At 54.1% G+C, this 18,924-nt stretch carries 17 protein-coding genes; 13 read left to right on the top strand and 4 right to left on the bottom strand.

What is annotated here, in order from left to right; all coding sequences use genetic code 11:
• Window positions 1–12 precede the first annotated feature (12 nt).
• Window positions 13–1,284 (bottom strand): MerR family transcriptional regulator, encoded by a 1,272-nt coding sequence (locus ACI1P1_RS03500; protein WP_416214975.1) that lies wholly within the window; start codon window positions 1,282–1,284, stop codon window positions 13–15.
• Between the two features lie 798 nt (window positions 1,285–2,082).
• Here ACI1P1_RS03500 and ACI1P1_RS03495 point away from each other — a divergent pair.
• The 4 genes from ACI1P1_RS03495 (at window position 2,083) to ACI1P1_RS03480 (ending at window position 5,706) form a co-directional block, all read left to right on the top strand.
• Complete coding sequence (locus tag ACI1P1_RS03495; RefSeq protein ID WP_416214974.1) at window positions 2,083–2,541, top strand: chemotaxis protein CheX; 459 nt, start codon at window positions 2,083–2,085, stop codon at window positions 2,539–2,541.
• Window positions 2,542–2,566: 25 nt separating this feature from the next.
• Window positions 2,567–3,352: an SDR family NAD(P)-dependent oxidoreductase gene (locus ACI1P1_RS03490; RefSeq protein ID WP_416214973.1), complete on the top strand. Its 786-nt coding sequence runs from the start codon at window positions 2,567–2,569 to the stop codon at window positions 3,350–3,352.
• 176 nt (window positions 3,353–3,528) lie between these two features.
• On the top strand, window positions 3,529–4,113 hold the full coding sequence (locus ACI1P1_RS03485; protein WP_416214972.1) for an RNA polymerase sigma factor: 585 nt from the start codon (window positions 3,529–3,531) through the stop codon (window positions 4,111–4,113).
• A gap of 93 nt (window positions 4,114–4,206) precedes the next feature.
• Window positions 4,207–5,706 carry a DEAD/DEAH box helicase gene (locus tag ACI1P1_RS03480; protein ID WP_416214971.1) on the top strand — a complete coding sequence of 500 codons (1,500 nt, stop codon included), beginning with the start codon at window positions 4,207–4,209 and terminating at the stop codon, window positions 5,704–5,706.
• 99 nt (window positions 5,707–5,805) lie between these two features.
• On the opposite strand, the gene ACI1P1_RS03475 is transcribed toward ACI1P1_RS03480, so the two are convergent.
• Window positions 5,806–7,398, bottom strand: a complete 1,593-nt coding sequence (locus tag ACI1P1_RS03475; protein ID WP_416214970.1) for an FAD-dependent oxidoreductase — start codon at window positions 7,396–7,398, stop codon at window positions 5,806–5,808.
• A 246-nt stretch (window positions 7,399–7,644) separates the two neighbouring features.
• Here ACI1P1_RS03475 and ACI1P1_RS03470 point away from each other — a divergent pair, with 246 nt between their 5' ends.
• Complete coding sequence (locus ACI1P1_RS03470) at window positions 7,645–8,892, top strand: S-layer homology domain-containing protein (RefSeq protein ID WP_416214969.1); 1,248 nt, start codon at window positions 7,645–7,647, stop codon at window positions 8,890–8,892.
• A gap of 102 nt (window positions 8,893–8,994) precedes the next feature.
• Entirely contained in the window at window positions 8,995–9,801 is an 807-nt protein-coding gene (locus ACI1P1_RS03465) for a class I SAM-dependent methyltransferase (RefSeq protein WP_416214968.1), read from the top strand.
• Window positions 9,802–9,903: 102 nt separating this feature from the next.
• Here the strand turns inward: ACI1P1_RS03465 and ACI1P1_RS03460 are convergent, their stop codons facing one another.
• Window positions 9,904–11,211, bottom strand: a complete 1,308-nt coding sequence (locus ACI1P1_RS03460; RefSeq protein ID WP_416214967.1) for an aminotransferase class I/II-fold pyridoxal phosphate-dependent enzyme — start codon at window positions 11,209–11,211, stop codon at window positions 9,904–9,906.
• A 251-nt stretch (window positions 11,212–11,462) separates the two neighbouring features.
• Here ACI1P1_RS03460 and kduI point away from each other — a divergent pair, with 251 nt between their 5' ends.
• Both kduI and ACI1P1_RS03450 read left to right on the top strand, forming a co-directional pair.
• A complete protein-coding gene (gene kduI / locus ACI1P1_RS03455) occupies window positions 11,463–12,296 on the top strand; it encodes a 5-dehydro-4-deoxy-D-glucuronate isomerase (RefSeq protein ID WP_416214966.1) in 834 nt (277 codons plus the stop codon).
• 491 nt (window positions 12,297–12,787) lie between these two features.
• Window positions 12,788–13,783, top strand: coding sequence for an aldose 1-epimerase (locus ACI1P1_RS03450; protein WP_416214965.1), 996 nt, complete (start codon window positions 12,788–12,790; stop codon window positions 13,781–13,783).
• 72 nt (window positions 13,784–13,855) lie between these two features.
• Here the strand turns inward: ACI1P1_RS03450 and ACI1P1_RS03445 are convergent, their stop codons facing one another.
• Window positions 13,856–14,479: a pyridoxamine 5'-phosphate oxidase family protein gene (locus tag ACI1P1_RS03445; protein WP_416214964.1), complete on the bottom strand. Its 624-nt coding sequence runs from the start codon at window positions 14,477–14,479 to the stop codon at window positions 13,856–13,858.
• Between the two features lie 55 nt (window positions 14,480–14,534).
• Between ACI1P1_RS03445 and ACI1P1_RS03440 the strand changes: the two genes are divergently transcribed.
• The 5 genes from ACI1P1_RS03440 to ACI1P1_RS03420 all read left to right on the top strand — a co-directional run bounded on the left by ACI1P1_RS03440 (window position 14,535) and on the right by ACI1P1_RS03420 (window position 18,877).
• Window positions 14,535–14,996, top strand: coding sequence for a hypothetical protein (locus ACI1P1_RS03440; protein ID WP_416214963.1), 462 nt, complete (start codon window positions 14,535–14,537; stop codon window positions 14,994–14,996).
• A gap of 109 nt (window positions 14,997–15,105) precedes the next feature.
• Window positions 15,106–16,809 carry an alpha/beta hydrolase family protein gene (locus ACI1P1_RS03435; protein ID WP_416214962.1) on the top strand — a complete coding sequence of 568 codons (1,704 nt, stop codon included), beginning with the start codon at window positions 15,106–15,108 and terminating at the stop codon, window positions 16,807–16,809.
• Entirely contained in the window at window positions 16,785–17,198 is a 414-nt protein-coding gene (locus ACI1P1_RS03430) for a PLDc N-terminal domain-containing protein (protein ID WP_416214961.1), read from the top strand. The genes ACI1P1_RS03435 and ACI1P1_RS03430 overlap by 25 nt, the downstream gene beginning before the upstream one ends.
• Window positions 17,182–18,108, top strand: coding sequence for an ABC transporter ATP-binding protein (locus ACI1P1_RS03425; RefSeq protein ID WP_416214960.1), 927 nt, complete (start codon window positions 17,182–17,184; stop codon window positions 18,106–18,108). Before ACI1P1_RS03430 ends, ACI1P1_RS03425 begins: the two co-directional genes overlap by 17 nt.
• Window positions 18,101–18,877 carry an ABC transporter permease gene (locus ACI1P1_RS03420; protein WP_416214959.1) on the top strand — a complete coding sequence of 259 codons (777 nt, stop codon included), beginning with the start codon at window positions 18,101–18,103 and terminating at the stop codon, window positions 18,875–18,877. The genes ACI1P1_RS03425 and ACI1P1_RS03420 overlap by 8 nt, the downstream gene beginning before the upstream one ends.
• The last annotated feature ends 47 nt before the right edge of the window (window positions 18,878–18,924 follow it).

Below are 18,924 nucleotides of genomic sequence, written 5' to 3'. Positions count from 1 at the left end.
TGACATCTCCCTTCATTTATATCCGGTGAACAGTCCGGAATCCTTCGTAATACCAATGAAGCCCTTACGGTGCAGAAGACTCTCCACACGGGTTCTGAATTTATCCAGGCTGCTTCCGGATAGTGCGCTTCTGCTATTTCCCGTGGTCGAACAGATATAAGCAATCAGCGGCTCCGCCTCCGTAATCCGAAGAGAATCCTTGTAGCGTTTAAGTTCAATATGGCGGAATCCCGCCGCCTCCAGCTGCACTTCACCGTTCTCCAGTCCAAACTCGTCGGCAAAATCCTTCTCAGAGAGGACCAGCTCCGGGTTGAAGCCCCTCAGCAGCTCCTTCATTTCTCTTAAGTGGTTGCGTCCTATGGTGGAGGCATAGAAGCGTCCTCCGGGCTTTAGCACCCGGTATATTTCTTGCAGCGCCTCATGTCTGCTGTTGACATGATACAGCATGTGATTGGCCAGCACGGCATCGAAGCTGCCGTCTGGAAAAGGAATGGCCCGCACATCTGCCTGCATGAAGCGGAAGGAGCGGGGAGATCCATCTTCCGTTAGCCGGTCCTTGGCATCCTGCAGCATGCCTTCCGAGAAATCCGTCAGCGTAATGTCCCAATGCTCCGGGATGCGGCCCATATTACGCTGCCATAGGCTCCCGTCCCCGCAGCCCAATTCCAGAATGCGGCTGGAAGAAGGCAGCTCCAAGCAGTCGAACAGCCATTGGTGCCAGCTGCAGGGATTGACACTGAAGCCGTCATGCAGCCTGATTCGGGTATGAAGATTGGATGCATTGTGATACTGCTCCACCCATTGCTCCTCCTGTGTCACGACGCGGATAATGGAGGTGAAGAGCTCCCACAACCCGTTGTTCCCGGCAAGCTCCTTTCCTTCAGATTGCCCGTTTTGGTACACGCCGTGATCTGCCGGCTTTTCCGCATCACGTGCCTCCAGCTCCGTGAGTGTTTCAGCAACAGCCTTGCGGACAAGGCGGAGATGCTCCATTTTGCGCCGGATAATCGTATCCTGCACCCGCAGGGATTCCCGTAAGTCCTCCTCCTGTCCGTCCCTGCGGATCACCTTCTTAATCTCATCGATGGATAGACCGATGTATTTTAAGGTCAGGATTCTCTGAAGGCGCGCCAGATCCTGCATTTCATAATAGCGGTAGCCGTTGTCTGCTCTGTGGCTCGCTGGCAGCAGACCTACCTTGTCGTAGAAGCGGACTGTCCGGATTGTCACCCCCGCTTTTTTGGCGAATTGGCCTGCTGTCATTCTTAGTCCTTGCGGCTGCATATGCAAGCTCCTCCATGATTGCGGCGTTTTTGCCTGCCTGAATGTATTGTATAAGGTGACCCTACGTCACCCTCAAGCTTTTTTTAGGGTGTGTCTTCAAACTCCGAGGGGAGCAGATTTGGCCGGATTTTCGTTCATGGCAAGGCACTTTCGCGAAGGCGTACCGGGGGTACGTCAAGCGGAAGTAACGAAGCAAGGGGCGAAAAGACGGGCAAAGGTGCCCTTAAGCGGGTTTGAAGACAGGCCCTAGGGTTGTGTGGCCTGAATGAGTATATTCCAAATTAAGAAGCGAATTCGATATTTTGAATCGAATTCCCTTCTGTTTTTTCGTATGGCTAGGGGCTGTCTTCAAACATGCATATCAAAATGGCGTCGATATCACCCGAATTCAAAAGTTATTGAATCACTCCTCTCCCAGTGTCACCTTGGCTTACATTGGGATTACCCAGCAAGAACTGGATTTTTGGACAGTCTGCCCTTCCCCCATATCTTGAGTATAAGCACGGAACAAATATCCATTGGGATGGTCCTCCTTCATTGGGAGCAGGCAAGTCTATACAAAAGGATTAGATACCGCCCCATCCCATTTGGTTTCAAAATAGACCAAAAAGTTGATTTTAGTCCCTTAGTCCGTCTTTCCAGACCTGCCCGTCATTCCGAATCGGATTTATTTTCTTTTATTGGAAATGAAAAATTGAAAAAATTAGCGTTTTTTGTAGTATACTAGTCCTAGGCTATCGTTTATAATGAAAAAAATAAGTTTGTGCAGGATCCCTGGGAGCGGTTAGGAGGCCTATAATGAAGGCGGAATACATAAATCCATTTCTGGAATCTGCCAGTATTGTGCTGGAGCAGATGATATGCGTGCGCCCGACCACGGGGGAGCTCGGCATTAAAGATGTGAAGCTTGCCGACAATTACATATGGATTCAGATTGGGCTTACCGGCCAAATGCAAGGGGATATCGTATTTGGGCTTCATGAATCGGTTGCGCTGAAGCTGGTTTCGGCGATGATGGGCGGTTTTACCATTACCGAAATGGACGAAATGAGCAAAAGCGCCATCTCCGAGCTGGGCAATATGATTAGCGGCAATGCCAGCACCATTTTGTTTAATCAAGGAGTAAAGGTGGACATTACGCCTCCGGTGGTACTGCAATCGGCCAACCATGCTGGGTTTACCGCCAAAAAGGCTCTTACTATTCCGCTGATTATCAATGGCATCGGCGAGATGGATATTCAAGTGCTGATTTCCTGATCGGACAGGAGGGACGATTGATACAATGAAGGGAATCTCCCTGGACGGAGCGGTCGCTGTCATTACCGGCGCCTCCGGCGGGCTTGGTTCCGTCCTGGCGGCGGAGCTGGTCAGCCGGGGCTCTTATGTTGTGCTCGCAGGACGTTCTCCGGAGCGGCTTAGTCTTTTGGCAGGCAAGCTGGGGGAACGAACCTCCTGGATGGCGATGGATATCACCTCTTTTGAGAGCATACAGGCAGCCGTTTTGGAGATTGTGTCGAGACATGGGCGTATCGATGTATGGATTAACAATGCCGGCTTCGGAATCTTCGAGAGGGCGGATGATGCGCCTCTGGAGCATTTTGAAGCGATGATGGACGTGAATTATATGGGGACGGTCCGTTGCACCAAGGCCGTTCTTCCTTATATGCAGAAGGCGGGCAAAGGGCAGATTGTGAATATCGCCTCCCTCGCCGGCAAAATCGGTACAGCCAAGGGCAGCGGCTATTGCGCCTCCAAACATGCGGTGCTGGGTTTCACCGACAGCCTTCGGCAGGAGCTGGCGGGAACGGGGATTACGGTCACGGCCATTAATCCCGGGCCCATTGACACTCCTTTTTTTGACCAGGCTGATCCGGAGGGCCATTACGTGAAGAATATCCGGTGGATGATGCTGCGTCCGGAGCAGGTGGCCCGCAAAACGGCGGAGGCGATTGTTAAGGGCCGCAAGGAAGCGGACCTGCCTTTTTTTTCGGCTGCGGGAGCGCGGATTCTCCGGCTGTTTCCCCGTCTGGCCGATGGCCCGGTGGGGCGTCTTATGAACAAAAAATAGGTGGCAGCTAAGCGCATTCTCCGGGAGAGCGGGGGTGTGCTTTTTCCGTCTGATACCTTGGAAATTCACAAAGATGGTCAAGCTGAGAAATTTGCATTGTTTCCCGGCGCAACTTCCCCTAATATAAGATTAAAAGCGACATATGCGTTCAGCAGTTTATCGGAGGTTTTTTTTCCATGTCTACATACCTGTCCATGCTGTTCACATCGGATTATATGTCCCTGCCCAGAGCGACCCAGCAGGAGATTTATAAAGAATACTATAAACTGGTGTATCCGTTGATTTATTTTATTCTGAAGGAATATCCGGCTACGGAGGATGTCATCCAGGAGTCTTTTTTGCGTACGCTGGAGAAGTCTCACCAGCTGCAGGACGTACGGAGGCTCGAGGGCTGGCTTCGGATGGTGGCGCGTTCGGTTGCGCTGAATTATCTGCGGAAGCTCAAGCGCAACCGGAATGAGCTGGAGACGGACGAGATTTTCGGCAGCAGCGGGACTCCTGCGGGGATTGTCCGCCCTTCCCTGGAGGAAGAGGTGGAAGTGAATCTGATGAAGGAGGATATCCGCAAATATCTAAACCTTCTGAAGCCGGAGTACCGCCAGCTGATTGAGATGCGCTGGTACAGCAATTTGAGCTACCGGGAAATGGCCGCTGCTTTGGGCACAACCGAGAATGTGGTACGCCAGAAGCTTTACCGGGCCAGAGAAACGGTCAGGGACAAGCTGAAGGAAAATTGGGATGGTGTGAGGATCAGACAATAGGGGCAGCCTGCAGGGTTGGACTTTTGGTCCCGGGGCATCCTATAATGGAAAAACGCCGGCAGGCGCCATCCTTGAAGCATAAAGGAGTTTTATATGACCATTCATACGTTCGAGGCCCTTCCCCTTCGCAAGGCCTTGATTCAAAATGTGCACAGCATGAATATAACCGAACCGACCCCCATCCAACAGGAAGCGATTCCTGTGATTCTGGAGGGGCGAGACCTGATTGCCCAGTCCCAGACAGGCTCCGGCAAAACGCTGGCTTATGCCCTTCCCGTGCTGGAACGGATTGATCCTGCTCTGAAGAAGCAGCAGGCGCTGATATTGGTCCCTACCCGGGAGCTGGGGGCCCAGATCTTCCGGGTGATGGAGCAGGCCGCCCAGGGCACCGGGGTGGATGCGCAGCTGTTGATCGGCGGCGCCTCCATCAGCAGGCAAATCGACCGGCTGCGGCTGCATCCCCAGGTGGTCATCGGCACCCCCGGACGGGTGCTGGAGCTGATCAAGCTGCGGAAGCTGTCCATGCACCATGTCAAAACCATTATCGTGGACGAAGCGGATCATATCTTCGAGCAGGGTGAAGGCCGTGAGGTGGAAACGGTGATCAAAAGCGCCATGCGGGACCGGCAGCTTTGTTTCTTCTCGGCGACTATTCCCGATCCGGTCCGTTATCTGGCGGACCGCTGGATGCAGGACCCGGTTTCCGTACAGATCGAACCCGAGCAAAAAACGGCAAGCACACTGGAGCATCTCTACGTGGTTACACCGGACCGGGAGCGCATCGATACCCTGCGCAGGCTGGTCAAGACCTTGATGCCCCGGTCTGGAATTATCTTTACCAACCAGGTGAACGACATTGGTGAAATTCTGGCCAAGCTCCAGTATGCGGGGCTTTCTGTCGAAGGTCTGTACAGTGAGGCGGGCAAGCAGGACCGGGCCAAGGTGATGAAGGACTTCCGGGAAGGCCGTCTGCAGCTTTTGTTGGCTACGGATGTGGCTGCCCGGGGGTTGGACATTCCCGAGGTGACCCATGTGTTCCACTTCGATCTCCCCGTGGATGCGGACCATTACGTACACCGCTCCGGACGGACGGGCCGGATGGGCCGGCAGGGTGTGTCGGTAGCCCTGTGTGCCCCTAACCAGCTGTTTATTCTGGAGAAGTTCTCCAAGAGTCTGGGCATTGATTTTGAGAAAAGAGTGCTGTTTGAGGGCCGGCTTGTGCGTGAAAACGAACTGCCCAAACGTCTCCTTCACCAAGAGGGGAACGCACAGACAGGACGCGGCGGACGTGCCCCTGTAGTTGACCGGGCAAGAGGAGCGGGCGAGGCACGCGGCAGAGCGCCTGAGCTCCGTGAGCAATCAGGGGAGAAGGGCGGCCGCACTGTTGCCGGACGCCGCCAGGGCTCCGAGGATGGACGTGCTTACGGGCGTGACTCCAGTCCTGCTGCATCGCCGCGGCGGGATAAAGCTCCCGGTACCCGGCAGCAGGAGGCCAAGCCCCCTGCACGCGGCGGCAAGGTGGCCCGCAAGGCCGATCAGAAGAATAAAGGGGCGCCGCGCTGGCTCAAGGAAAAGCGGGGCTCCCAGGAGTAAGCCGGTCGCTTCTGTAGCGGCTGCAAACAATAAACAAGCGCCAGTCCCTCCCCTGAACCGGGAAGGACTGGCGCTTGTTTTGTCCGCAGACATGGACGGTTACGGCTTCCGTGTTTTCACATAGCTCGGGTAGATAATCGCGCCGGTATCCAGCTTGGCGATTTCCTCCGCTGTCCAGCCCGCGATTTTGTTGGTGCCGGTTACACCGGTCACCTTGATGTTATACTTGCTCTCCAGATACGGATGCAGGGTGCTCCAATCCGCTTCGGTCAGCTCCCGCAGCTTCTTCTTGCCGTGGATCTGGCCCAGAATGACACCGATGGACTCTGCGGCCAAGGAGGTATTGGGCTGAATCCGTGCACTGCCGTATGCAATGGCGGTGGTGCCCACATTTTTGCCGGCCATCAGCACGTTCTCGTAATTCTTCAGCTGGAAGCTGCGAAGGGGCATGCCGTATTTGTCCGGGCGGCCCATCTCAATCCCCCATTTGTTGGCTTTCAGGCCTTGGAGGTCAAGGGGATATCCGGCGATGCTCACATTATCCGGGAACATCCGGGCTCCCAGCACATCGGATACCTTCAGCACATAATCCGTTTCATAGTGGTTGAATTCCCGGATGTACAGATAGTCGGGGAAGCCGTTCAGCTCGGCGTTTTCCCAGCCGGTCATATTCTTCTTGAAGTATTGCAGGATCAGGGGGATTTCCTTCTGGCCCAGCTCCTTGGCTGCGGCAATGGAGGCATCGTCGGAGGGGTCCACCTGGTAAATCAGGAAGGCATTGATAATGACTTCCCCGTCCCGCTGGCTGACTGCATTAAGCCCCCGCAAAAAGACGCTGTCGTTGGTAGGCTTGTACCCCCGGGTCACCCCGGTGAGCCCGATGGCGAAGCTCTCATTGACGGATTCCTTGTAGGCAGCCTGGAAACGGGCCCAATCCACATTCTTAAACTTCATCATCATGCCCGCACTCATATATTCAATCTGATCCTGGCCGTAAAATTTCTCCAGCCCCGGCAGACGGGTGACCTTCAAGCGGGAAGCCAATGCGGCAAAATCTGAATTTTCCACCCAGTAGGAGGCGGTCAGCTTTTTCTCACTGCCGTCTGCGGTTTTGTAAATGACGGATTGCACGGCTTCTGTTCCCTGAACTCCCGGGGCAACAGCCACATCCTGTATCGTGATGCCTGATTCCATCGGAATGCCGTTGGCCAGTTTGGCGTAATAGGTCTGGAATTCACTCAGCTTCCGGATCCGTCCGGCACGGAAGCCGTCGAACAGCTCCTTGGCCCGGCCTTGCACCAGCAGCTTGCCGCTGGCGTCCCGGGTTTCATCCAGGAACAGCATCTCTCCCTGGAGCAATTGACCGCCGGCCTTGGCCCTGGGGTCGATAATCTTGACGCGTAATCCTTCATCCGCTGCAGCCCGGGCCAGATACATCCCTTCCAGCTCGCTGCCGATGATGGCCACATCTACGGTTTCCGAAGGAATGGGTGTTTTGGTAGGGGCAGGTGAGGCGGCAGCCGGACTGTGGCTGGATACGGGGGCGGAGCCAGCCGGTGTTTCCGGGGCGGAGGCACTGCTCCCATCCCCGCTGCGGAGCTTGGCATACCCGATGGCGGCGCCTGCCAGAATGACAACCAGAAGGGCAAGCAGCCCCCATTTAGGCAAGGTGGACTTCTTTTTTCTGCGCATGTACATCTCCTTCTTATGTAAATTTGGTTAAAACAGGCGGGGCTCCCCCAAAAGTAATCGGAATTTGCTGCAACGCTTTGCTTCACTTTTGGGGGTTCCCTATACCTTTACCAGTCTAACATGTTCCTCCCACCCCCTCAATCTCTTCTTGCCACCCGAAACCTTGTAGCATCAACCCCCACTTCGCGAAGCGGTTCTTGGCCAGAACCAGACAAACCTAATCCAAAGCGAGGGAGTGCTCTACGAATGAAGACAAAGAAGACAATGAAAGCGATGATTGCTGCAGGACTGGCTGTATCCATGCTGGCGGGAGGCGGCGCCTCTGCATTGGCCAATGGCAACGGCAAGGGAAATGGAAACGGTAAGGACCAAGGCAGAAACAATGATAACAAGTATACCAGCCAAACCAAGGACAACTACAAAGCCAATGGAAACATCAATATTATTCTGAATTTCCCCGATGTCAAAGGGGCCGACGTGGAATGGGCGATGAAGTATATTGCCAGCCTGGCTTCCAAACGGGTCTTCGAAGGGTATGAGGATGGCAGCTTCCAGCCCCGTAAGCCAATCACCCGCATTGAAGCGCTGACAGCGGCTGTTCGTCTGATGGGCCTGCGGGAGAAGGCCGAGTCCCAGGAGGAAATGAACTCCAACCTAAACTTTAAGGACGCGGATCTGATCAAAAGGCAGTATGGCTGGGCAACCGGTTATGTGGCGGTAGCTGCCGAGAATGATTTGTTCCTGGAGACCGACGACAAGATTCAGCCGGAAAAGCCGGCCGACCGTTTATGGGCCACTACGCTTCTGGTTAAAGCCCTGAAGCTGGATGCAGAAGCCAAAGCCAGAATGAACGACAAGCTGACCTTCCGGGATGCCAACCAGATTCCCGCAGGCTCTGTGGGTTATGTGAAGGTAGCCTTGGAAAAAGGACTCATCGATGGTTATGAGGACAATACGTTCCGTCCCGAACGCCCTGTGACCCGTGCCGAGCTGGCAGCCCTGCTGGACCGCACCGGTGAGCAGCTTCCCGGTAACGGCTCCGGCCAGGACCAAACTCTGGTAACCGGCAAGCTGTCCGCCGCTCCTGCCGGCAACGTGCTTCTGGTGGAGAAGGACGGACAAACGGTTTCCGTAGTGGTTGACGCCAACGCCTTTATTTACCGCAATGGAACCCGGGTGGCGTTGAATGCTTTGGTGGCAGGCGATACGCTGAAAATTCGCACCTATAACGGCACTGCCCTTTTTGTGGAGGTGACCAGTGCGGTTACGAATCCGACCTTTAGTGTTATCGGGCTTTATAAGGATATGACACTGACAACTGAAGGTAAAATTGCCACGATCAAGATTGCCCAGACGGTAAGCGGTTCTGTCCAAGAGGCGGTATATAATGTGGCGCCTACGGTTTCCATTACCGGAGGCAGCCTTCCTGCTACAGACCGTGTGGTGGAGCTGAAGGGCTCCAACGCCCTGGTAACCGAAATCAAGATTCAATAATTCCGGTTCCGCGTGATTGTATTCCGCGCTTGCATGCGCCCCCGATAACCGCTAAAGTAAGATAGCAATGATTGAGCTTACTTTTCGGAGGAGAGGGCTTGCATGCCGGATCAAAAAGAACATTCCAGCGCCAATGAGAAGGCGTGGAACAACAGTACCTATGAGGCCTGGATCAGCCGATTCGGCTCTGTGGAGCAGGCGGCGGCACGGATCAAGGCCAACCCCGCCGCCCGGCTGAAGGGCCTGTATGGGTACATGGGAGATTTAAAAGGGAAAAAGGCCGCCAACCTGCTGGGTTCCCACGGGTCTAAGGCAATCGCGATGGCGTTATTGGGTGCAGACTCCACGGTGGTGGACATCTCCGAGCAGAATGCCCGGTTCGCCCGTGAGCTGGCCTGTGAAGCCGGAGTTCCTTTGCATTATGTGGTATCCGATGTGCTGGAGCTGCCCCGGGAGGAAATAAGCGGCGACTATGATCTGGTGCTGATGGAAGGGGGAATCCTCCATTATTTTACCGATCTCGAGCCTCTGATGAAGCTGGTTGGGGGACTTCTGAAGCCGGGTGGACGGCTGGTGCTCCAGGATTTCCATCCCGTTACCATGAAGCTTATCACCTCCAGGGGAACGACAGCCAACATCCGCAAGCATAAGGTGACGGGAGATTACTTCGATACCTCTATCAAAGAGGTGGATGTAGCCTACGGCAAGTTTTTGCCAGAGGAGGAGCAGGCCGTACTGCCCAAGGCCAAGGTGCGTTATTGGAACCTGGGGGAGGTCGTTACGGCCGCAGCCCAATCGGGGCTAATTATCCGCCATTTGGTGGAGGAGCCCAACCAGTCCTCGGAGGTATTTGACAAAGGTATCCCCAAAATGTTCACATTGGTGGCGGACAAACCGGCCACCCTCTAAAAGCAGCCTCCTCAGGGAGGTTGTTTTTCGTTAAAAAAAGCCGTCCGGAGCCTCGCTTTATGCGAAGGTTCGGACGGCTTTCATTATTGCTTCGTAAATCCCTTACTTAGCGGAAACCTTTTCCAAATCCTGCACACCGCTGTGGATCAGGTCAAACAGATGCTCCACATTGGCTTCCTCAATGCAAGAGAAGGCTACACGCAGGTCGGTTTCACCCAATGCGATGGTGCCTACGCCGTATTGGTCCAGAAGATGCAGGCGGAGCTGTTCGGCAGTTACGGTTTTGAGCTTGAGACACATAAAGTACCCGGAGTTGAAGGGATAATAATCCCATGCCTCTCCGTACTTGCCGGAATCCAGCACAGCCTTGACCTTGTTGGCCCGGCCCTTCATGATCTGGTACTTCTCCGCCCGCTGGAGATCGAAGTCCGGGGATTGGATAGCCTTCAGCACGAAGGTTTGGGACGGATGCGGGCCGCTGGAGATGGTCGCCCGGATGATGCCCATGGTTTTTTGCTCCAGCGCGGCCAGAACCGCTTCATTGGGGTCGGAGTAGGTAATGAAGCCGACACGGAAGCCCCACACATACTCTTCCTTGGTGGCGCCGTCCACCTTGATGGCCAGCACCCGGGGATGCAGACCGGCCAGGGAGCCGAACAGAGACTCGTGGAGGGAGTCCTCGAAGAACAGTCCAAAGTAAGCGTCGTCGGTAACCACCACCACATTAATGCCGGCTTCCGCACCTGCCTTGACGGCTTCCACAATCTTGCGGCCTTCCTCGGCGCCAGGGGTGTAGCCGGTAGGGTTGTTGGGGAAGTTCAGCACCACGATGGCCTTGCCCTTTTCCTTCTGGGCGAGAATGGCATCCTTCAGACCCGCATCATTGAACTTTCTATCCTCATTATAAAGGGGATAGTATACCATTTCCGCGCCGCGGCGGATAGAGAAGGTCAGCTCGTAGTTCTCCCAGTTCTTGTCCGGGATAATCACGGCATCGCCGGGACCCGCGAACAGGTCGGCCACAATGGACAGACCGTGGGTCAGCGCATTGGTGACGATGGGGTTGCCGTAGCTTTTGCCGGAGAGGGACGGGTTCTCCACCAGGAGCTTGCTTCTCCAGGCGGTACGCAGCTCGGGTTTGCCGGCGGGAGGAGCATACTCGTAGAGGTCCTTGGGCGCGTATGCGGAGAGGGTGTCCTGAATCACCTTCAAATGCATCGGTTGGCCATTTTCCAAAGCGGTGCCGATGGTGGCATTGTATGTTTTGGCCTTGGCTTTGGCTTCGGCGGACTGGCTCAGGATTCCGTCCTTGGGAAAATAAATGAGCTTGCCCAGATCGGAGAGCATTTCGTGAAGATGCGGGCTGTTCTTCTCAATGGTTTCGTTCAGCTTTTGGGCCAGAGGGTGCATGGGGGTCATCCTTCCTCAAATTGGTATACACATTGACAAATATTATACCACTAGCCTACGCTTTCCGTCACCCTAAAGAAAATGTGAAGAAATGAAGTGATATGGTAATTTCGTTCGTAATATGGTACCATATGAACGTATAGAAAGTTTGAATGAACATGAATGAACCTGTTTGAAACCGGAATGAAGTTTATCAGCCGGTTTTACCGGTATGACCTTTGAATGACCATATCTAAGGAGGAATTGCTGTTATGGAAATCCGCTACTCCAATCATCCCCAAGACGTGAAAAAGTACGATACTGAAGAGCTGCGCCACCATTTTCTGATTCAAAGCCTGTTTGTACCGGGCGAGCTGAAGCTGGTTTACAGCCATAATGACCGCTTTATTACCGGCTCTGCCGTACCTGTTAAGGAAGCCATCAAGCTGGAAGCCGACGCAAAGGACATGGGTGCTCCCTTCTTCCTGGCCCGCCGCGAGCTGGGCATCATCAATATCGGCGCCAAGGGCACCGTTAAGGTGGACGGCACCGCATATGAGCTGGACAACAAGGACTGTCTGTATGTAGGTCTTGGCGCAGAGGAAGTGCTGTTCGAAAGCGCGGATGCCGCTAATCCGGCCAAGTTCTACCTGAACTCCACTCCGGCCCACAAGCAATACCCGACTGTGAAGGCTGCTCAGAAGGATGCCAACCCGCGTCACCTGGGCTCCATCGAAACCTCCAACGAGCGCACTATCTACCAATATATCCACGAGAAGGGCATCCAAAGCTGTCAGCTGGTCATGGGCCTGACTCAATTGGATCCGGGCAACATGTGGAACACCATGCCTTGCCATACCCATGAGCGCCGCATGGAAGTTTACCTGTACTTCGATATGCCGGAAAACGGCGTTGTGTTCCACATGATGGGACAACCGACCGAAACCCGCCACATCATCATGCGCAACCAAGAAGCGGTTATCTCCCCGAGCTGGTCCATCCACTCCGGCGTAGGTACTGCCGCTTATACCTTCATCTGGGGCATGGCCGGCGAGAACCAAGCGTTCGACGACATGGACGGCGTACCGATGACCGAAATCCGGTAATCGGAAATAAACTGCTATATCTGCGGAGCTCCGCGGCCCTTGTGGCTGCAGGGCTCTGTTTGTTTTTGGGGCGCTGCGACGGGAATCGGTTTGAAGGTGTGGACGGACGAGTATGAAGAAGTAACTGGGGAGTGTGACGGAGTAACGGAACGGAGCGGACCTTAGCCAGGAATTTTGGCTCAAATTGAAATGTAACGGAACTATGCGGCTCTTAGCGTCACCTAAAGAGAGATTACGGTTACATTTTGAACTCTAAGGGTTTGTGAGTTCCGTTAGAGATTTGAAAGGGCCGAATTTAGCGGCTAAGAGTCTCCTGGTTCCGTTACAGCTTGAACTTGTATTAGCACCGCAGCTCCCGGCAAGCTGATCATCGCATTTGGCCGATAGGTGCCCACGAAGCAGATTTCCCCTTGACTTGGAGCACCGGAATGGTATCCTTTGGGAGAAAGATGTGAAAGCGTATCAATCCAAAACGAACAGGAGACCTGTACATGTCCGTTTATGAAGCGAAGGCAGGCGAATTTCAAGGCGAAACAGCGGTCTGGTTAAAGGCCGGCAAATATGAAGCGGCGATTCTGCCTGAATATGGCGGCAATCTGGTGGCGTTCCGGGACGTGGAGAAGGGGTACCGGTTCCTGCATGAGCCGGCGGAAGGCGGCATGGAGGATTTCAAAGCCCATCCGGCCATTTACGGGATTCCCGTATTGTTCCCGCCCAACCGCTACGAGGACGGCAAGTTCCCGTGGAACGGCAAGACGTATCAGCTTCCGGTCAATAGCCCCAGAGACAATAACCATATCCACGGTTTTGTCCATACCATTCCCTGGACAGTGGAGCATATCGGTGTACATGGCACTGAAAGCGTTGTAACGGTAGCCGTTCAGGTGCGTGAGGGCCATCCCGTTCACCAGTATCTGCCCTTTGATTTCACTATCCGGCTGACTTATTCCCTCAGCGCGGAAGGCGGCTTGGCGCAGCATCTGTTTATCCGCAATGACGGGGACGTATCCATGCCTTGTCTTCTGGCTTTCCATACAGCAGTGAGTGTGCCTTTTGCACCGGATAGCGCAGCGGCAGATTATCTGGTGAAGGTCACCATCGGCGAACGCTGGGAAATGTCCGGCCGCACGCTGCCCACAGGCGGTAAGCTTCCCCTGTCAGCGGAGGAAACCGCTCTGCAGGGAGAAGGCGTGAACCCCTTTGCCATTCCGCTGGACAACCACTATACGGTCAAACCCCAGAATGGCCGCAACTTCATGGAGCTGACAGACAAAAAAGAAGGCATCACCCTGGTGTACGACGCAGGGACCTCCTACAAGCAATGGATGCTTTATAACAACGGAGCCCGGGAAGGCTTCTTCTGTCCCGAACCACAGATTAATCTGGTGAATGCGCCCAACACCGGCCTTCCTGCCGAGGAAATCGGCCTGTTCGGGCTGGAGCCCGGGGAAATTTGGGAGGAACGGGCGCGGCTTTATGTGAAATAAAATTAAAAGCCCGAAGCGCTTAAGGGGTCTGTCTGACGGAGCTCCTGATTCGCTTCGGGCTTTTTTTGGCGGCTATTCCTCCGTTCCGGAGCTTGGAGCGTAGGCTCGCATCAGTCCGGCCGTAGCAGCGTCGTCAGGCCTGCCCCGCTCCTCCAGGCGGCTGATGATGATCTCTCTGCGGGCTTCAGAGAGATTTTGGCCAAATTTGAATTTGGCGGTGATCTCCTCTATGGATACGCGCACGACTGCTACCGCCTTCAGCATCTGCTTGTAGCGGGCATCCTCGGGATCGATGGGGGCATACCCGCCTTCCGGCTGCAGCTTTTGCATCAGGGCAGTTAAGGCAGAAGCCTTCTCTGCGGGGTCCGTAACCACATCGGCCAATCCTTTAATATGGACGGACTTGAAGAAGGCGGTTGCGGGGCAAGCCACAGGCGAATCGCTGAAGGTGGACGGGATAATGGCATACTCCTTGGCTACCGCGAAGGTGACCTGGCGGGTTCGGGCAAGGTCGTCCATTTTCTCCCCCTTGGCCGAACCGTGGAAATAGATGGCTCCGCAGGTGTAGGCATAATTCAACGGCTTCATGTGAGGCCACCCGTCGGAACCCATTACCCCGAGGAAGCCGAAGGAGGCCTCCGTCAAAAAGGCGTCGATTTCCTCACGGCTTAGAACATCAAATTCTTCTCTTCTCATAAGAGCAGACCCCCTTGATCCGGATGGATAACATGATTAAAGCGGAGGCAGACACATGCTTCATATCTCCAGTTTCATTATACCGGTTTTGGTTATGCTTCCCAGTGTGAGTTTTATGTTTTTGTCTCCCCGGAATGTTCCGGCCCCCGACGGAAGCCGGGTTCACCCGGTTTTAGCCGCTGCGGAGACTGCCGGACGGGTGGGCACGATTGTGCTGCCTCTGTTTTATCCGGTCCGCCTCAGCCATGGGTACGAAGCCGCCGCTCTCGCGGGGATGGCTGTATGTCTCTTGCTGTATTATGCAGTCTGGATGGTGTATTACCGGTGCGGCAGAGATTTCGCCCGGTTATTCACTCCATTATGGGGGATACCTGTACCGCTGGCCGTGTTCCCGTCGGTATATTTTCTTCTGGCATCGGTTCTTCTTCACGCGGTTCCGCTGCTGGCCGCCGGTCTGATCTTCGGTGCTGCACATATTGCTGTCAGCCTGCAAACCTACCGCCGTACGCTCCGGTAATTCCCGGAAAAAGCACATGGCGGTTTGACAAACGGGGGGATCCGTATTATTGTTTAATTAAACATTTAGGTAATTATCTAATTATAAAATCCGGAAGGACTGATGAAGGTTGAAAAAGCAAGCCGCACTTTTATCCTTATCCCTGCTGGTCACCTCAAGCTTATCCATGCCTGTAGGTGCCATGGCCGCAGCTAATGCTCCTGCATTCTCACCGGCAGAAAGCCAATCCGCTCCCGTCTCCGCCTCCCCGCAGGAGCAAGCTGCATTGGTTCCCCTGCGTCAGGGGGCGGAGCTGTTGGGCGCACGTGTGGAATGGAACGGGGAGGAGCGTAGTGTCACGGCCTCAAGGGGCTCCGTGGTATTGAAGGTATGGATTGACTCTGCGGAAGCGGAGCTAAGCGGCGCAAAAATCCATCTTGGTGCACCAGTCCGTTTGGTGGATGAACAAACGGTGCTTCCTGTTGCTGCATTGGAGCAATTCGCCGGGCTGGCATTGGATGGGAGCGGGCAGTTGCCTGTGGCCCAGGATGATTTGACACTGAAGGCAACCGCCTATGTCTATCATCTTCTTAACGGTAACAGGGAACAACTGGCGGCCGGCTCCTCCCCCGCGCTGATGAAGGCCCTCGGTGCCAAAACTGTAGCAGGGACTTTGGCCGAATTCCAGGGTCTGGCCGTCGCTCATCCCAAGCTGGTGGGTACCAAAACCGAAATAAACGGTGTCCATTCCAATGTGGTATTGGATTATGAGCTGGATATTCCGCCGGGACGGATTGCGCTGGTGCTCCGTTTTGACAAACAGGGGAGAGTGGATGATCTTGCCAATGCCCCTGCGGCCTCCACCCATCAGCCTGCTTCTTATGATAACCCCAATTTGTACACAGAACGTGAAATTGTAGTAGGGGAAGGGGAGTTTGCCCTTCCGGGAGCACTGACTCTTCCCAAGGGGGAAGGCCCCTTCCCGATGGTGATTCTGGTTCACGGCTCAGGCCCCAATGATCGGGATGAAACCATCGGCGGCGCCAAGCCGTTCCGGGATCTGGCCTCCGGGCTGGCAGCCCAAGGGATCGCCGTGCTGCGGTACGACAAGGTTACGGCCGAACATTCCCTGAAGGTAATGGCCGACGGTTCCCGGTTCTCCCTGGAGGACGAGACCGTGGCGGATGCCCTGCGGGCGGTGGAGCTGGCCAAAACCCTGAAGGAAATTGACCCCGACAACATCTTCATCGCCGGACACAGCCAAGGCGGTTACGCGCTGCCGCTGATGCTGGAGAAGCCAGCAGGCGCTTCGGTCAAGGGAGCGGTGCTGCTGTCTGCGCCCAGCGGAAATATGAACGAGGTCCTCGTGGAGCAGCAGGAGGTGGCTCTCCAGCTCCTGAAGGAAACAGGCCAGCCTGCAGAATTGGTCGCCCGGCAGGAGGGGGCGGTAGCCGCTTATAAGCGTATGGTGGACATCATCAACGACCCGGTTTATTCCGTGGATCATTTGCCGGAGCAATTTCCTTGGGGAGACCCGTACTGGTGGATTGAGCAGCGGGAATATCAGCCGGGGGAGCTGGCCAAAACCCAGTCCACTCCCATGTTCATCACTCAAGGAGAGAATGACTGGCAGGTCAGCATGAAACAATATGAGGGCTGGAAGGAAGCGCTGAAGGAACGCAGCAATGTAACCTTCACCTCTTACCCCTCCGTCAACCATCTGCTGTCCGAGTATGGCTCCATATCCATGGGCATGGAATACGGCCAGCCCTCCAATGTGGCCGCTTCTCTGGTTGAGGATGTGGCTAATTGGGTGAAGAAGCTGGCGGAATAAGTCCGCAGCACTGTCCGCTCTCCCCTTTGCTCAGAAGACCTGCAGCCGTGCCGCGGCTGCGGGCAGACAAGGAGGGAGAGTTTTGCACATCTTTATTTAGATATTTAATTAAATACCTAAATATTAAAGGGATTGAGAAGGGAGAAGGAAACATGACGGAAAAGCTTGCGGAATTATTCTCTATTTCTCCCGATTTGGCAGCCGTTATTGCACCGTTGTTTGTGATTCAGATGGTTTTGGTGTGTATTGTGATTCTGGATATGGTCAGAAACTGGAAGGAACGAAGACAGAGGCTGTTATGGATTTTGATAGCGCTGCTCATTACTCCCATCGGACCTGTCCTTTATTTGCTCTTAGGCAGGAGAAGCCCACATGACACAAGCATATAACGCACCGTTTGTAGAACTGGAGCGGTTAACAAAAACCTTTGGCACCCGCAAGGCTGTAGAGGATTTTACATTAACCATCCAGAGGGGAGACTGCATCGGACTGATTGGTCCAAACGGTGCAGGGAAAACCACGTTATTAAAAATGGTATCCGGCATTCTCCAGGCAAGCCGCGGCAGTGTAAGCATAAACGGGAAAAAGATCGAGCAGCAGCGGGCATTGATCGGCTACTTGCCGCAATATCCGCAGTTTCACGACTGGATGACGGCGGAAGAAGTATTGTCCTTCTATGGACAATTGTCCGGGGGGAAGAAAACGGCGCTCCAGGCCCGGGTTCTGGAGGTATTGGGCACAGTGGGATTAGCGGAATCCGGAAAACGGAAGGTTGGCGGTTTTTCGGGCGGCATGAAGCAGCGGCTGGGAATTGCCCAAGCGATAATTCACAGGCCGGAATTTGTGATTTTGGATGAACCGGTTTCCGCCCTTGACCCCATTGGCCGCCGGGAGGTACTGGACCTCATCGGGGGAATTAAACAATCGGCCACGGTTATTTTCTCCACCCACATTCTGGGTGACGCACAGGAAATATGCAACCGTTTCTGCATCATGAGAATGGGCCAGAAGCTGGAGGATTTCTATTATTCCGATTGGACAAAAAGTAAACAGACCAATGCACTCTTTATAGAATGCCGGCTGGTAAACCAAGCCTGGATCAACCATGTCCAAAAAATGGCCCGTGTCTATGTCCGGGACAATGCTGTCCAATTGGAAGCCCTTGAGCCGGATGAGGCGTGGGTCCGGAGAATTTTGTCCAGCCTGCTGGAGTATAACGTGGAGTTTAGCAAAATAGAAGCGGGCAAGCTGTCGCTGGAAGACTATTTTATCCAGTTAGTGGGTGGGAAAGATGAATAATCAAGTCATCATCCTGTTGAAAAAAGAGTGGACGGAGGCGCTGCGGGAATATAAGCTGCTTTGGCTTCCGCTGGTATTCATAGCCATCGGGATACTGCAGCCTGTAACGATGAAGTTATTGCCCCTTATGATCGGGGAAACCAGCGGTCTGATCCTCGACCCGAATGCGCCAATCCCCACTGGCAACGAAATTTTTTCGGGAGTTTTCGGCCAGTTGAACCAACTTGGCATTATGATGATTGCCCTCACCTTAATGGGTTGTATTGTAAAGGAAGAAAAAAGCGGAATATTGGATATTCTTTTCTCCAAGCCGATCCGTACCGGCCAATATCTGGCTAGCAAATACATGTCCAGTATGGCACTTTTGTGGTTCAGCTGTTTTGTCGGCTCATGGGCGGGTGTTTATTATACGAATATTTACTACAGTCCCGTTGATACGGTCTTGTACCTCCAGGCCATGCTGCTCTACAGCTTTTGGTTCCTGTTCCTGATTTCTCTGGGTGTGACGGCTAGTGCAATCGCCAATACTCAAATTCAGGCGGCAGGGCTTACGATTCTTATACCGGCAATTCTGCTGATACTGGCGAATATTCCCGATCCGCGGCTGGCGGTGCTTCTGCCTAGCGGTTTAAGCCAAAAGGCGGTTATAACCGTCACCGCTGGTGCTTTGCCTGTTCATTGGTATTGGAATGTGTTCGTTACCATAGTGCTTACAGCCGGACTATGGATGCTGGCCTATTGGCGGATGCGCTATAAAAGACGCGGATAAAAAAGGGGTAAGAATGATTTTCATTGGCAGCGTTAGGCCACTTTCGT

The sequence above is a fragment of the Paenibacillus mesotrionivorans genome (assembly GCF_046098205.1).
In the GTDB taxonomy this organism is placed as follows: Bacteria; Bacillota; Bacilli; order Paenibacillales; family NBRC-103111; genus Paenibacillus_AR; species Paenibacillus_AR mesotrionivorans.
This window is presented reverse-complemented; position numbering and strand designations above follow the sequence as displayed.

Coding starts and splice junctions, on each gene's coding strand:
- ACI1P1_RS03465 (WP_416214968.1), top strand. CDS start 8,995: ATGCCGGATCAAAAAGAACATTCCAGCGCCAATGAGAAGGCGTGGAAC.
- ACI1P1_RS03480 (WP_416214971.1), top strand. CDS start 4,207: ATGACCATTCATACGTTCGAGGCCCTTCCCCTTCGCAAGGCCTTGATT.
- ACI1P1_RS03475 (WP_416214970.1), bottom strand. CDS start 7,398: ATGCGCAGAAAAAAGAAGTCCACCTTGCCTAAATGGGGGCTGCTTGCC.
- ACI1P1_RS03490 (WP_416214973.1), top strand. CDS start 2,567: ATGAAGGGAATCTCCCTGGACGGAGCGGTCGCTGTCATTACCGGCGCC.
- ACI1P1_RS03485 (WP_416214972.1), top strand. CDS start 3,529: ATGTCTACATACCTGTCCATGCTGTTCACATCGGATTATATGTCCCTG.
- ACI1P1_RS03460 (WP_416214967.1), bottom strand. CDS start 11,211: ATGCACCCTCTGGCCCAAAAGCTGAACGAAACCATTGAGAAGAACAGC.
- ACI1P1_RS03450 (WP_416214965.1), top strand. CDS start 12,788: ATGTCCGTTTATGAAGCGAAGGCAGGCGAATTTCAAGGCGAAACAGCG.
- ACI1P1_RS03440 (WP_416214963.1), top strand. CDS start 14,535: ATGCTTCATATCTCCAGTTTCATTATACCGGTTTTGGTTATGCTTCCC.
- ACI1P1_RS03495 (WP_416214974.1), top strand. CDS start 2,083: ATGAAGGCGGAATACATAAATCCATTTCTGGAATCTGCCAGTATTGTG.
- kduI (WP_416214966.1), top strand. CDS start 11,463: ATGGAAATCCGCTACTCCAATCATCCCCAAGACGTGAAAAAGTACGAT.
- ACI1P1_RS03470 (WP_416214969.1), top strand. CDS start 7,645: ATGAAGACAAAGAAGACAATGAAAGCGATGATTGCTGCAGGACTGGCT.
- ACI1P1_RS03445 (WP_416214964.1), bottom strand. CDS start 14,479: ATGAGAAGAGAAGAATTTGATGTTCTAAGCCGTGAGGAAATCGACGCC.
- ACI1P1_RS03500 (WP_416214975.1), bottom strand. CDS start 1,284: ATGCAGCCGCAAGGACTAAGAATGACAGCAGGCCAATTCGCCAAAAAA.
- ACI1P1_RS03420 (WP_416214959.1), top strand. CDS start 18,101: ATGAATAATCAAGTCATCATCCTGTTGAAAAAAGAGTGGACGGAGGCG.
- ACI1P1_RS03425 (WP_416214960.1), top strand. CDS start 17,182: ATGACACAAGCATATAACGCACCGTTTGTAGAACTGGAGCGGTTAACA.